Here is an 11,901-nt window from a genome sequence, read left to right on the forward strand (position 1 = left end):
GGCCGGTCGCTACTTCGCGGCGAACGGCCCGCCGTCGGCGAAGACCCGTGCGTGGAAGCGGTCGCCGATGTGACGGTGGGTGGCCGCGTCCGGGTGGACGTGGTCGGGCAGGGGGAGCGCGGCGGCGTCCTGCGCGCCGTAGAGGTCGAGGCCGTCGAGGTAGTGCAGGTTCGGATCGTCGGCGGCGCGCTGCCCGACGATCCGGGACAGCTCCTCGCGGATCACGGTCAGGGTGAGCTTGCCGGTGGGCGTCTCCGCGGGGTCGCCCATGGCGGAGAAGACCAGGCGGCCCTTGCGGATCTCCTCCACGTCGGGGGCGGTGGGGCCCGGCGTGTCCTCGTGGATGGCGCAGTGGATGGGGGACACGAGCAGCAGCGGGGTGTCCGGGTGGCCCTCGCGGATCGTGTCGAGGAAGCCGTGCACGGCGGGGCCGAAGGTGCGCAGCCGCATCGCGTCCTGGTTGACGATGTTGATGCCCATCTTCACGCTGATCAGGTCGGCCGGGGTGTCCCGCATGGCGCGTGCGGTGAACGGGTCGAGCATCGCGCTGCCGCCCAGACCGAGGTTGATCAGCTCGACACCGCCGCGCGCCGCGGCCATCGCCGGCCAGATGGCCGTGGGGCTCGCGGCGTCCGAGCCGTGGCTGATCGAGCTGCCGTGGTGCAGCCACACCCGGCGTCCCCGGTCCGGTGCCGGCACGAGCGGGGCGTCGGTGCGCAGGGCGACCAGCTCGGTGGTCTCGTTGTGCGGGAGCCAGATCTCGACGTCCTTCTCCTCGGCCGGCAGGTCCGTGAAGCGGACGGTGCCGACCGGGCCGGGCGTGAGCTCGCTCTCCCAGGTGGTCAGGTCGACGGTGAGGACGTTGCCGCCGGTCCCGGTGGCCTGGCCGGCCGGGCGGCCGTCGACGAGCAGGTCGTACAGGCCGTCCGGGCGGGACGGGAAGCCGGTGTAGTCGCGCTTGGTGCGCAGCGTGTCCAGCTCGACGGCGGTCGCGGCGGTGCGGAACGCCAGCCGTACGCCGGAGGGCTGGGCCTCGGCCATCGCCAGCTGCGGGTTGGTGTTCTGCGCGCGGGCCCGGGCGGGCAGGCGGTGGGGGAGCAGGCCGTGCTCGGTGCGCTCCACGTCGAGGGCGCCGCGCAGCAGGTCCGCCGTGACGGGCGTGGTGATCCAGTCGTGCTCGGTGTGCATGGGTGTCAGCCTCGGGGATCGGTGGGGGCCGCGGGCCAGTTCCGCAGCAGCGTGTCGAGGGCGTCGAGGATCCGGGCCCAGGTCTCCTCGGTGTCCGGAGCGCTGTGACTGAAACCGCCGCCGAGCTCCAGGCTGACGTAGCCGTGGAAGACGCTGCCGAGCAGCCGGACCGCGTGGGTCTGGTCCGGCTCCGTCAGGTCGTAGCCGCGCAGCAGGGCCCTGGTCATCTGCGCGTGCCGGACCCCGGCGCTCGCGGCCGCGGTCTGCGGGTCGAGCCGCAGCTGGGCGGCGGCGTAGCGGCCGGGGTGTTCCCGGGCGTAGTCCCGGTACACGTTCGCCAGGGCGGACAGGGCGTCCTTGCCGGCCCGTCCGGCCAGTGCGTCGGCGGCCCGGTCGGCGAGTTCGGTGAGGGCGAGCAGGGCGATCCTCGTCTTCAGATCCTGGGAGTTCCGCACGTGCGAGTACAGACTCGCGACCTTGACGTCGAACCGGCGGGCCAGTGCGGAGACGGTGACCTGCTCGAAGCCGACCTCGTCGGCGAGTTCGGCGCCGGCCTCCGTCAGCCGCTGGGGTGTCAGTCCTGCACGTGCCATAAGGGCCCTCCCTTGTACCTGAAGGAAGTATGCCCATCCCTAAAACATTTAGGCAAATGGCTGTGTGGTTATGTTTCTGCGGCCGCGGCGGGTCTTCCCCCACGGCTTGAGGACGGAGATCACCGTCATGAAGACGTAGGCGGACAGCGACACGACCGGCCCGAACAGCACGTCACCGGCGTCCGGCAGCGGCCCGCCCGCGGCGACGGCTGTGACCGCCGCGTGCACCGCGGGGCGCAGGGCGAAGACCGTGGCCGTGGTGGTGGCGAGGGTCAGCCAGAACTTCGTGTACACCCACCGGTACCTGGCCAGGCCCCACGTCGTGCCCAGTGACAGCAGCAGGCCGCTGAGGAGCGTCAACAGGGCGATGGGCAGGAGCAGCCAGTCGGCGAAGAGCCGCATGGCCCGGACGGAGGCCTCCACGGTCGGGTGGGATCCGGTGGTGGCCGCGGTGGCCCCGAGCGCGAGCAGCCCGAGCGAGAGCCCGAGCCAGCAGGCGGAGGTGGTGACGTGCACGACGAGAACGGCCCGGCGGGCGGACCGGCCCAGCCTCCGGGGCGGCCTCGTGTCCGGCTTGTGCCTCGTTTCGATGTCCATGCCCGTCACCCTGCCGGGCCGGGGCCGCGCGGTCGTCTCCCCGCGGGAGTAGACCGGCGTACCGACGCCGGAGTACGGGCCGGTGTCACCGCCGCCCCCTACGGTCGCGGCATGACCGAGCCGTCCCACCTCACCGCGATCCGCGAGTCCTACGACACCGTCGCCGCCGCCTATGTCCGCATCGTCCCGGAGCCCGCCGAACTGGACCCGGTGTCCCGCGCGATGCTGGCCGCCTTCGCCGAACTCGCGGCCCCCCTCGGGCCGGTCGCCGACCTGGGCTGCGGCCCCGGCAAGGTGACGGCGCACCTGGCCGCCCTGGGCGTACCGGCCTTCGGCGTGGACGTGTCCCCGAAGATGGTGGAACTGGCCCGGGCGGCCCACCCGGAACTCCGTTTCACCGTCGGCTCGATGACCGCACTGGAGATCGACAGTGGGGCACTCGGCGGCATCCTGGCGTACTACTCCACCCACCACACCCCGCCGCAATGGCTGCCGGCCGTCTTCGCGGAGTTCCACCGCACCCTCGCACCCGGGGGCCGCCTGATGCTGTCGGGCCACGTCGGCAACGGCGAACACCTGCACCCGACCCGGGCGTACGGCGACCATCCGGTGTCCTACGAGTCCCACCTGCTGCCACCGGACCGCATCGCGGAACTGCTCGCCCGGGCCGGGCTGGTGGTCACGACACGGATGCTGCAGGAACCGGAGGGCGGGGCGAAGAGGCGGGCGGGAAACGTTCCTGGCGTACAAGCCGGGGTAGGGCGCGGTCGGGGCGGTGGCCTCAGCCGTTCGGTTCGTCTTCTGTGGGGGCGTCGGCGACCGACTGTTAGACGACGAAGGAACCCTTGCCCCGCACGGTGACGATCAGGCCGCGCTCGCGGAGTTCCTGTGCGGTCCGCCGGGCGGTCAGTCGTGCTACGCCGTACTCGTCGGCAAGGTGGCTCTCGGAGGGGATGGGCCTGTCCGCCGCCGGCTCACCGGACCCTGGCCGGGCATCCCTTCTGCATCGTCGAGGGGCTCGCCAAGTCCGAGTGAGTCGGTCGCCCCGGTCAGGATGGGATCCATGACCTCGCCGAACACACCGAAAACACCGGGTCCCCCTGCCCCGGCGGCCACTTCACCCACCCTCTCCGCCACGGAGATCACCACACCCCGGCTCCGGCTGCGCAAGGCGCGCGACGCCGACCGCGCCGGGTTCGTGGAGTTGCAGACCGATCCACAGGTGCGGTCGCACCTCGGGGGGCCGAGGCCGCGGAGTGCTGTCGAGCAGTACTTCGACGCGACGGGGGTCCAGTACGTCACCGACAAGCCGGGCACGTTCGTCATCGCGGACCGGACGACCGACCGCCTCGTCGGGACGCTCCTGCTGCACCGACGCCCGTCCGACCTCCCCGGACACGTCACCGAGGAGGGCGGGGAACTGGAACTGACCTACGTCCTGCGCCGCGAGGGCTGGGGCAAGGGGCTGGCCTTCGAAGCGGCCACCGCCGCGCTGGGCACCGCCGCGGCCGAACTGCCCGATCAGCCGGTCCTGATCGTCACCCAGACGGCCAACACCCGCTCCCTCGCGCTGGCCGCCCGCCTCGGCTTCCGGCCCGTGAGCACCTTTGAGGCCTGGGAAGCCGAACAGACCCTCGCGGTGGCCGGGTTGCACGCGTTCCTGGTCTGAGCGCACCGGCGGATCACGCGGGGCGGAGAACAGGCGCTGAGCGAGGCGTCAGCGGGTTTGCCGGAACGGCAACGTCGATCGCGTTCGGTCGCCGCCGCGCCGCATGATCGACGCGAGCCCCCGGCCGCCCGCGAACCGAGGAGAAGACGCCCATGCGATCCGAGCCGACCGCCGCCCTCCGCCACCGCACCGTCGAAGCCCCGGCCGGACGCCTGCACGTGGTCGAGCAGGGCCGCGGCCCGCTGGTCCTGCTCGTGCACGGCTTTCCCGAGTCCTGGTACTCCTGGCGCCACCAGCTCCCGGCCCTCGCAGCGGCCGGGTACCGGGCGGTGGCGATGGACGTACGCGGCTACGGCCGCTCCTCCAAGCCCGCCGCGGTCGATGCCTACCGTCTGCTCGACCTGGTGGAGGACAACCTCGCCGTCGTGCGCGCCCTGGGAGAGGACAGCGCGGTGGTCGTCGGCCACGACTGGGGCTCCAACATCGCCGCCGCCTCCGCCCTGCTCCACCCGGGGGTCTTCCGCGCGGTCGGTCTGCTGAGCGTCCCGTACGCGCCGCCCGGAGGCCCCCGCCCCAGCGACGTCTTCAGCCAAATCGGCGGCCCCGAGCAGGAGTTCTACGTCTCCTATTTCCAGCAGCCCGGCCGCGCCGAGGCGGAGATCGAGCCCGACGTCCGGGGCTGGCTCGCGGGCTTCTACGCGGCCCTGTCCGCCGCCACCATGCCGGCCGAGGGCGAACCCGACCCGCACTTCATCACCCCGGGCGGCCGGATGCGCGACCGGTTTCCCGCCGGTCCGCTCCCGGCATGGCTGAGCGAGGAGGATCTCGACGTCTATGCCGGGGAGTTCGAGCGCACCGGCCTGACCGGCGCCCTCAACCGCTACCGCGCCATGGACCGCGACTGGGAAGACCTCGCCCCCTACCGTGGAGCCCCGCTCCCACAGCCCGCCTTGTTCATCGGCGGCGCGCTGGACGCCTCCACCACCTGGATGGCCGACGCCATCAGCGCCCACCCCACCACCCTCCCCGCCCTGTCCGCCTCCCACCTCCTGGACGGCTGCGGCCACTGGATCCAGCAGGAACGCCCCGAACAGGTCAACACCCTGCTGACCGACTGGCTCACCACCCTCCAGGACTGAACGATCCGCAGGCATGGCGCGAGACCCCGCGCGGCGCGTACGAGGCACTGCGGTCTGGCGGCCGTCTGGTGTTCGAGGTCAGAGAGCCGGCCGGACGTGCCCGGGAGGAGCGGAACCGCGAGGCCTCATATCGCGTGACGGACATCCCGGAGTCCGGCACCGGCGCTACTCATGCGACCTTGATGACGACCTTGCCCGAGGTGTGACCGTTCTCGACGGCGGCGAGGGCGGCCGGGGCGTCGGCGAGAACGGTCAACAGGACGGTTGCGAGCGGGGCACCGTCGCGTGGTGTGGCGCACTTTTGCAAGCGGGTGCTTGCAATAGTTAGCGGGGTGTTGCACTGTGGAGGCATGGCCTCGCTCAACGTCGGCAATCTCGGTGACTACCTGCGCGAGCAGCGGCGCACCGCGCAGCTGTCCTTGCGGCAGCTCGCCGACGCCGCCGGGGTGTCCAATCCGTATCTGAGCCAGATCGAGCGCGGGCTGCGCAAGCCGAGCGCGGAGGTGCTGCAGCAGGTCGCCAAGGCGCTGCGTATCTCCGCCGAGACGCTGTACGTCCGGGCCGGCATCCTCGACGCCGAGCGCGACCGGGACGAGGTGGAGACGCGCGCCGTCATCCTCGCGGACCCGACGCTGAACGAGCGGCAGAAGCAGGTGCTGCTCCAGATCTACGAGTCCTTCCGCAAGGAGAACGGATTCGGGGACGGGGCCGGGGACAGTGACGGCTCGGAGCGCGCGGGCGTCGTCGGCGTCGTCACCGCCGACGGTGCGGTGAGCGTCGACGGGGACGCTCCCGGCACCGGGATACCCTCCGCCGGCCCGGCCGACGGCGGTCAGTCCGCCCGGCGCCGCAGCCGCACGAGCGCCGCACAGAACGACAGCACGAACGACGGCGGTACGACCGCCACCCGCCGCACCCGCAAGAGCGGCGGCCGCAGTGACACCGATCCGCAGCAGACGGCCGGCTGAGCCGGACCAGGGCATGGGCCGCCCGCCGCGGATCACACAACCCTCAGCCGAACCCTCGAGCGATACAGAATCCGGGAGGACCATCACCATGGCCATCACCGACGACCTGCGCAAGACCCTCAGCGACCCGACGCCGCTCTACTTCGCCGCAGGCACCGCCGACCTCGCCCTTCAGCAGGCCAAGAAGGTGCCGGCCCTGGTGGAGCAGCTGCGCTCCGAAGCCCCCGCGCGGTTCGACGCCGTCCGCAACACCGACACCAAGGCCGTCCAGGAGAGGGCCTCCGCGCGGGCCAAGGAAGCCTCCGCCCGCGTCAAGGAGACGCAGGAGACCCTGCAGACCAAGGTCACGCAGTTCATCGGCTCCATCGACGTCGACATCAAGAAGCTCGGCAGCACCATCGACGCGGACCTGAAGAAGATCGGCGAGAGCGCCCAGGACTTCGCGCTGCGCGGTGTCGGCGTGGCCGCCGAGTACGCCGTCAAGGCCCGTGAGACGTACGAGAAGGTCGCCGAGCACGGCGAGCAGGCCGTGCGGACCTGGCGCGGCGAGGCCGCCGACAGCATCGAGGACGTCGCCGAGGGCGTCGAGGAGCTGGCCGTGGCCGTCGAGCCGAAGCCGAAGCCGCAGCCGGTCGCGGTCACGGAGGAGCCGGCGAAGCCCGTCGCCGCCCAGGAGAAGAAGGCCCCGGCCGCCAAGAAGACCCCGGTGCGCAAGCCCACCACCGCCAAGAAGACCACCCCGCCCGCGAAGTAGTACGGCGGGGCAGTACTGCGAAGGCCACACGGGCCGGGCACCCTGGGGGTGTCCGGCCCGTTGTACGGGTACGGTGACCGCGTAGGACGAGCCGAGTCAGGTGGTGGACGTTGTGCTGATGCAGGGCTTCGCGGGGTTCATGTGGCTTCTGAGCATGGCCCTGATCGTTTTCAGCGCTTTCGCGCTGCTCGACGCCGCCGTGCGCCGGGAGGACGCGTTCCGCGCGGCGGACAAGAAGACCAAGCCCTTCTGGCTGATCGTCCTCGGGGTCGCCTTCGTGGTGAACCTGCTCTTCCCGATCCTGTCGTTCCTGCCGATCATCGGCCTCATCGCGACGATCGTGTACATGGTCGACGTCCGCCCCGCGATCCGGGCGCTCCCGGGCGGCGGCCGCAGCAACCGCGGCTCGAGCAGCGACGGCCCCTACGGCCCCTGGAACGGCGGCCGGTAAGGGCTCTCGGAGCAGCTGTACCGGGGCTACGGCACCCGGTCCAGCAGCAGCACCGCCACGTCGTCCGTCAGCTCGCCACCGTTGAGGTCGCGCACCTCGTTCACCGCCGCCCGCAGCAGCTGCTCGCCCCGCAGGCCCTCGGCGAGCTGGCGGCGGATCATCTCCGTCATGCCGTCCTGCCCGAGCCGCTCCCGGCCCTGGCCGATGTGGCCCTCGATCAGGCCGTCGGTGTAGAGCATCAGGCTCCACTCGGCGCCCAGCTCCACCTGCATCCGCGGCCAGCGGGCGCCGGGCAGCAGCCCGAGGGCCGGGCCGTTGTTGTCGTAGGGCAGCAGGCGGGCCGGTCTGCCCGGTCGGGCCAGCAGCGGCGAGGGGTGACCCGCCAGGCACAGCCCGGCCCGGCGGCCGTCCGGCGCGATGTCCACGGTGCACAGGGTCGCGAAGATCTCGTCGTCGGCCCGCTCGTGCTCCAGCACCTGCTGGAGCGTGCCCAGCAGCTGGTCGCCGCACAGGCCCGCCAGGGTCAGCGCCCGCCACGCGATCCGCAGCTCCACACCGAGCGCGGCCTCGTCCGGGCCGTGCCCGCAGACATCGCCGATCATGGCGTGCACCGTGCCGTCCGGCGTGCGCACCACGTCGTAGAAGTCGCCGCCGAGCAGCGCGCGCGAGCGGCCCGGGCGGTACCGGGCGGCGAACCGCAGCGACGAGCCCTCCAGCAGCGGCGTCGGCAGCAGACCGCGCTCCAGGCGACGGTTCTCCTGCGCGCGCAGCTTGCCCTCGGCGAGCCTGCGCTCCGCCGACTCGGAGCGCTTGCGCTCCACCGCGTAGCGGATCGCGCGGCTCAGCAGCCTGCCGTCGAGCTCGTCGCGGAAGAGGTAGTCCTGGGCGCCCACCCGCACGGCCTCGGCGCCGCGCTCGGCGTCACCGGACGCGGTCAGCGCCAGCACGGCGTGCCGGGGCGCGAGCTCCAGCACGTGCCGGAGCACGGCGAGCTCGTCCGCCGAATCGGCGTGGCCCGGCGCGGGCAGCGCCAGGTCCAGCAGGATGCAGTGGACGTCGTCGGTCAGCAGCCGGCCGGCCTCCGTCAGGTTGCGGGCCGTGCGGACGCGGATCGGCTTGCCTGCCTGGTCGAGCATGTCCGGCACGATCGGCGAACCGGCCGGGTCGTCCTCGATCAGCAGCAGCGTCAGGTTGGTGTGGGCGGTGTTGTTCTCCACCTTGTCCGTGGTGTCGGTGATTCCGGCGGTGTCCGGCGTGCGGCCGGTGGGCGAGGTGTCCTTCGCGGACTCCTCGGCCGAGCCGCCGCGCGGGGACACGGCCTGCGCCTGACCACTCTCCGCGGCCGGGATCGCTCTCTGCCGCGGTATGGGTACGGGCATCGTCTTGGGTTCCTTCCCTCCCCCCGAGGGCATGGCGGGGCGAGGGACCTCGACCCACCGAGCGGGACCATAGCGGGTGTCGGCGCCGCATTGGAATGGTGTGAGCCACGCCGCTGCGCCACCGGCCGGCGTCATATGCCGCGATATGCCCCTCAGTTGGACAGCTCGGAGATGCTGCGGGGATGACGAACGTCACGTCAGCGCACGGCCGACCCGCAAGAAACCGTGCGGTGGGTCACGTGGGCCAGCTCACCGCGGGCGTCCGATATCCGGTGTGCCGTGCCGTGTCGTGCCGTGTCGTGCCGTGTCGTGCCGTGCCATGCCGCGTTGTGCCTTACTTTGCCGCGCCGTTCCGTGTCTTGCTGCCGCGCATGACTTGTTGTGCCGTGCCGTGCCGTGCCGTGCCGTGCCGTGCCGTGCCGTGCCGCGCCGTGGCTCGGTCGGCGTCTGGCGTCTGGCGTCTGCGGGCGTCGGCCCTCAGCCCGCGTCCGCGTCCGCGTCCGGCCGTACCACCCCGAGGATGGGCATCGTCCCGGCGCCCGCGATCGTCACGGTCCGTCCGGGGCGCGGCGCGTGCACGATCGCTCCGTCCCCGATGTACATGGCGACATGGCTGGCGTCGCCGAAGTAGATGATGAGGTCGCCGGGGCGCATGTCCTGGATGTCGATGTGCCGCAGCCGCTTCCACTGCTCCTGCGAGGTGCGGGGGATGCCGCGCCCGGCGGATATCCAGGCCTGTGACGTCAGCCCCGAGCAGTCGTACGTCCTCGGCCCCTCGGCGCCCCACTGATACCACTTGCCGATCTGGGCCGTGGCGTACTTCACGGCCTTCTTGCCCTGCGCGGAGGCCTTGCCGTCGATCTCCTCGAGGATGCCGGAGTCGAGCCAGGCGGTCTGCGCCTTGTCCGCCGCCTCCTTCTCCAGCTCGGCGAGGCGCTCCTGCTCCTCCTTCTGCAGCTCGGACTCGAGCTTCTCCGCCTGCGCGATCTGCTTCTCGATCTTCTTCTGGGCGGCGGCCTTGGCCTTGCGGCCCGCCTCCAGCCTCTTCAGCTGCGCGGAGGCGTCCTTGGCGTATTGCTCCAAGTCCTCCTGTGTGCGGGTCAGTTCGCCGAGGAGGCCCTTGGTCGCGTGATGGCCCTCGCGGACGCGGCCCGCGCCGTCGAGGAAGTCCTGCGGGTCGTCGCTCAGCACCAGGTGGGCCTCGGGCGGCAGTCCGCCCCCGCGATACTGGGCGGCGGCCGCGGCGCCCGCGCGGTCCTTGAGTTTCCTGAGCTTGTCCTGGCCCTTGACGATCTTCTTGGCCAGCGCGACGACCTCGGCGGACTGCTTGTCCGCCTTCTCGTCGGCGGCGTTGTACTCGTCGGTGGCGCGGCCGGCGGCGCGGTAGAGCCGGTCGAGCTTCTTGCGGACGGCCTCGAGGTCCTTGGCGGGTGCGGAGGTCGCGCTGGGAGTGGGAGAGGGGGTGGGGTTCGCGAACGCCGTGCCCGGTGCGGCCAGCACCGTGACCGCACAGACCACGGCCACCGCCGTCGCGATCAGGCCACGCTTGCCCGTACCCATACCTCAGCCCCCAAACTGATTAACCGTCAGTAACATGCGGCTCGCCTGGGGATGCTGCCATGTCGGCAGGGAAAGCGACAGGGGTAGTACTTCCCGCCGCCCCCGCGTCGCCATGCCCCCCGGGTGACGATCTCCCGGTCTGTGTGACGAACGACTCAAGGAGATCGTTCCAACGGCCCCTGCGCGGGCGGGAGGAATCAGGCACCCGGGGCCAAAGCGGCCCAGCGCACGGTGACTTCGCCCTGCCGCCACCGCGCGGGCCCGTCCGTCACCGGCCAGTCGGCCGTCAGGTCCCGTACCGCGCGGATCCAGCGCTGCCGGGCGCCGTAGGAGGCGTAGGGGGCGGCGGCCGCCCAGGCGCGGTCGAAGTCCCGCAGGAAGGCGTGCACCGGCTCGCCCGGGACGTTGCGGTGGATGAGGGCCTTCGGCAGGCGTTCCGCCAGGTCGGAGGGGCGCTCCAGGGAGCCGAGCCGGGTGGCGAAGGTGACCGTGCGCGGCCCCTCCGGGCCGAGCGCGACCCACACGTGCCGGCGTCCGATCTCGTCGCAGGTCCCCTCGACCAGCAGCCCGCCGCGCGACCCGGCCGCCGGGTCCGCCGGTGCGAGCCGTGCGCACAGGCGCTGCCACACCGCCGCGACCTCGCCCTCGTCGTACTGCCGCAGCACGTTGGCCGCGCGGACGAGCAGGGGCCGCTGCGGGATCGGGATCTCGAAGCCGCCGTGCCGGAAGGCGAGCCCCGGCCGCTCGTAGGGCAGCGCCGCCGCGACCCGGGCCGGTTCGATCTCGATGCCGACCACGCGCGTGCGGGGGGCGACCGTGCGCAGCCGCCGCAGCAGCTCGACGGCCGTCCAGGGGGCCGCGCCGTACCCGAGGTCGACGGCGACCGGGTCGGCGGCGCGGCGCAGCTCGGCGCCGTGCGTCGCCGCGATCCAGCGGTCCATGCGGCGCAGCCGGTTGGGGTTGGTCGTCCCGCGCGTCACCGTGCCCAGGGGTCGGGTCGCCGCGCGGGATGTCATGCCTACGAGGTTAAGCGGCTTCCGCCACCGGTCAGGGGGCGAGGTGCCGCCGCCAGTACGTGGGGCGCCAGTAGTACAGGGAGGTGAGGTCGTCGGGCATGGGGTCGTGGGCCGGCCCCTGCTCGAACGGGTCCCGGTCCGGGTCGGCCGGCCGGAACCCCGGGTCCAGCGGCTCGTCGTCCCGTGGCGGCCGTACGTGGCGCCGCATCTCCTCGGTCACGGCACCGATCCGCCGGTAGTTCGCCTGCGCCTCGATCAGGCTCAGCCCGTGGTTGGGGCCGAAGCCGGCCGTGGGGTGGCGGAGCTGGAAGGGGTCCTCCTCCCAGTAGCAGACCGGGCAGATCTCGTAGGCCCACAGCTCGCCGAGGGTGCGGTGGCCGCAGCACGGGCAGGGGAGGAGTTCCTCGGGCGGCGGGGACGGTGCGGGGTCATGCCGTGTGCCTGTCATGCCGGTGAAGGATAAGCGCCCTGGGGTTCGCCGCCGGGAAAGCACCGCTCGCCCCGGCCCGCACCCCGGTGACTCAAACCAGGGCCCCTCCCTCGAACGGTTGAGCGACAAGCGGTAATGATTCGGTAAAACTCCTGAA

The 11,901-nt window shown here is 72.3% G+C and carries 15 protein-coding genes; 6 read left to right on the forward strand and 9 right to left on the reverse strand.

Going from position 1 to position 11,901, the window contains the following annotated elements; genetic code table 11:
- Positions 1-9 precede the first annotated feature (9 nt).
- From ACFV20_RS17435 to ACFV20_RS17445, 3 genes are read right to left on the reverse strand one after another with little or no spacing between them, the layout of a single operon-like run.
- Positions 10-1,188, reverse strand: a complete 1,179-nt coding sequence (locus ACFV20_RS17435) for a GDSL-type esterase/lipase family protein (RefSeq protein ID WP_385657452.1) — start codon at positions 1,186-1,188, stop codon at positions 10-12.
- Between the two features lie 5 nt (positions 1,189-1,193).
- Positions 1,194-1,781 carry a WHG domain-containing protein gene (locus tag ACFV20_RS17440; RefSeq protein ID WP_361116474.1) on the reverse strand — a complete coding sequence of 196 codons (588 nt, stop codon included), beginning with the start codon at positions 1,779-1,781 and terminating at the stop codon, positions 1,194-1,196.
- 48 nt (positions 1,782-1,829) lie between these two features.
- Positions 1,830-2,378, reverse strand: a complete 549-nt coding sequence (locus ACFV20_RS17445) for a DUF2269 domain-containing protein (RefSeq protein WP_385657455.1) — start codon at positions 2,376-2,378, stop codon at positions 1,830-1,832.
- A 111-nt stretch (positions 2,379-2,489) separates the two neighbouring features.
- Between ACFV20_RS17445 and ACFV20_RS17450 the strand changes: the two genes are divergently transcribed.
- Positions 2,490-3,239, forward strand: a complete 750-nt coding sequence (locus ACFV20_RS17450) for a class I SAM-dependent methyltransferase (protein WP_385657458.1) — start codon at positions 2,490-2,492, stop codon at positions 3,237-3,239.
- Here the strand turns inward: ACFV20_RS17450 and ACFV20_RS17455 are convergent.
- Positions 3,205-3,333 carry a GntR family transcriptional regulator gene (locus ACFV20_RS17455; protein WP_385657679.1) on the reverse strand — a complete coding sequence of 43 codons (129 nt, stop codon included), beginning with the start codon at positions 3,331-3,333 and terminating at the stop codon, positions 3,205-3,207. The genes ACFV20_RS17450 and ACFV20_RS17455 overlap by 35 nt on opposite strands.
- Before the next feature lie 108 nt (positions 3,334-3,441).
- Here ACFV20_RS17455 and ACFV20_RS17460 point away from each other — a divergent pair, with 108 nt between their 5' ends.
- Positions 3,442-4,047 carry a GNAT family N-acetyltransferase gene (locus ACFV20_RS17460; protein WP_385657461.1) on the forward strand — a complete coding sequence of 202 codons (606 nt, stop codon included), beginning with the start codon at positions 3,442-3,444 and terminating at the stop codon, positions 4,045-4,047.
- Between the two features lie 152 nt (positions 4,048-4,199).
- Positions 4,200-5,186, forward strand: coding sequence for an alpha/beta hydrolase (locus tag ACFV20_RS17465; RefSeq protein WP_385657463.1), 987 nt, complete (start codon positions 4,200-4,202; stop codon positions 5,184-5,186).
- Positions 5,187-5,355: 169 nt separating this feature from the next.
- On the opposite strand, the gene ACFV20_RS17470 is transcribed toward ACFV20_RS17465, so the two are convergent.
- Positions 5,356-5,538 (reverse strand): hypothetical protein, encoded by a 183-nt coding sequence (locus tag ACFV20_RS17470; RefSeq protein ID WP_385657466.1) that lies wholly within the window; start codon positions 5,536-5,538, stop codon positions 5,356-5,358.
- Here ACFV20_RS17470 and ACFV20_RS17475 point away from each other — a divergent pair.
- From ACFV20_RS17475 to ACFV20_RS17485, 3 genes are all read left to right on the forward strand, one after another.
- Positions 5,537-6,154 (forward strand): helix-turn-helix domain-containing protein, encoded by a 618-nt coding sequence (locus ACFV20_RS17475; protein ID WP_385657469.1) that lies wholly within the window; start codon positions 5,537-5,539, stop codon positions 6,152-6,154. The genes ACFV20_RS17470 and ACFV20_RS17475 overlap by 2 nt on opposite strands.
- A gap of 88 nt (positions 6,155-6,242) precedes the next feature.
- Positions 6,243-6,908: a hypothetical protein gene (locus tag ACFV20_RS17480; protein WP_385657472.1), complete on the forward strand. Its 666-nt coding sequence runs from the start codon at positions 6,243-6,245 to the stop codon at positions 6,906-6,908.
- A 118-nt stretch (positions 6,909-7,026) separates the two neighbouring features.
- Positions 7,027-7,359, forward strand: coding sequence for a DUF2516 family protein (locus ACFV20_RS17485; protein ID WP_385657681.1), 333 nt, complete (start codon positions 7,027-7,029; stop codon positions 7,357-7,359).
- Positions 7,360-7,385: 26 nt separating this feature from the next.
- Here ACFV20_RS17485 and ACFV20_RS17490 read toward each other — a convergent pair whose 3' ends face one another.
- The 4 genes from ACFV20_RS17490 to ACFV20_RS17505 form a co-directional block, all read right to left on the reverse strand.
- Positions 7,386-8,738, reverse strand: a complete 1,353-nt coding sequence (locus tag ACFV20_RS17490; protein WP_385657475.1) for a PP2C family protein-serine/threonine phosphatase — start codon at positions 8,736-8,738, stop codon at positions 7,386-7,388.
- Between the two features lie 477 nt (positions 8,739-9,215).
- A complete protein-coding gene (locus tag ACFV20_RS17495; RefSeq protein ID WP_385657478.1) occupies positions 9,216-10,298 on the reverse strand; it encodes an NlpC/P60 family protein in 1,083 nt (360 codons plus the stop codon).
- Positions 10,299-10,495: 197 nt separating this feature from the next.
- Positions 10,496-11,314 carry a class I SAM-dependent methyltransferase gene (locus ACFV20_RS17500; protein WP_385657481.1) on the reverse strand — a complete coding sequence of 273 codons (819 nt, stop codon included), beginning with the start codon at positions 11,312-11,314 and terminating at the stop codon, positions 10,496-10,498.
- A 31-nt stretch (positions 11,315-11,345) separates the two neighbouring features.
- Positions 11,346-11,762 carry a CPCC family cysteine-rich protein gene (locus tag ACFV20_RS17505; protein ID WP_385657484.1) on the reverse strand — a complete coding sequence of 139 codons (417 nt, stop codon included), beginning with the start codon at positions 11,760-11,762 and terminating at the stop codon, positions 11,346-11,348.
- Positions 11,763-11,901 lie beyond the last annotated feature (139 nt).

This window comes from Streptomyces sp. NPDC059696, assembly GCF_042733745.1.
In the GTDB taxonomy this organism is placed as follows: Bacteria; Actinomycetota; Actinomycetes; order Streptomycetales; family Streptomycetaceae; genus Streptomyces.

Bases quoted from the DNA above. Each gene is read 5' to 3' on its own strand.
- ACFV20_RS17435 (WP_385657452.1), bottom strand. From the start codon at position 1,188: ATGCACACCGAGCACGACTGGATCACCACGCCCGTCACGGCGGACCTG.
- ACFV20_RS17440 (WP_361116474.1), bottom strand. From the start codon at position 1,781: ATGGCACGTGCAGGACTGACACCCCAGCGGCTGACGGAGGCCGGCGCC.
- ACFV20_RS17445 (WP_385657455.1), bottom strand. From the start codon at position 2,378: ATGGACATCGAAACGAGGCACAAGCCGGACACGAGGCCGCCCCGGAGG.
- ACFV20_RS17450 (WP_385657458.1), top strand. From the start codon at position 2,490: ATGACCGAGCCGTCCCACCTCACCGCGATCCGCGAGTCCTACGACACC.
- ACFV20_RS17460 (WP_385657461.1), top strand. From the start codon at position 3,442: ATGACCTCGCCGAACACACCGAAAACACCGGGTCCCCCTGCCCCGGCG.
- ACFV20_RS17465 (WP_385657463.1), top strand. From the start codon at position 4,200: ATGCGATCCGAGCCGACCGCCGCCCTCCGCCACCGCACCGTCGAAGCC.
- ACFV20_RS17475 (WP_385657469.1), top strand. From the start codon at position 5,537: ATGGCCTCGCTCAACGTCGGCAATCTCGGTGACTACCTGCGCGAGCAG.
- ACFV20_RS17470 (WP_385657466.1), bottom strand. From the start codon at position 5,538: ATGCCTCCACAGTGCAACACCCCGCTAACTATTGCAAGCACCCGCTTG.
- ACFV20_RS17480 (WP_385657472.1), top strand. From the start codon at position 6,243: ATGGCCATCACCGACGACCTGCGCAAGACCCTCAGCGACCCGACGCCG.
- ACFV20_RS17485 (WP_385657681.1), top strand. From the start codon at position 7,027: ATGCAGGGCTTCGCGGGGTTCATGTGGCTTCTGAGCATGGCCCTGATC.
- ACFV20_RS17490 (WP_385657475.1), bottom strand. From the start codon at position 8,738: ATGCCCGTACCCATACCGCGGCAGAGAGCGATCCCGGCCGCGGAGAGT.
- ACFV20_RS17495 (WP_385657478.1), bottom strand. From the start codon at position 10,298: ATGGGTACGGGCAAGCGTGGCCTGATCGCGACGGCGGTGGCCGTGGTC.
- ACFV20_RS17500 (WP_385657481.1), bottom strand. From the start codon at position 11,314: ATGACATCCCGCGCGGCGACCCGACCCCTGGGCACGGTGACGCGCGGG.
- ACFV20_RS17505 (WP_385657484.1), bottom strand. From the start codon at position 11,762: ATGACAGGCACACGGCATGACCCCGCACCGTCCCCGCCGCCCGAGGAA.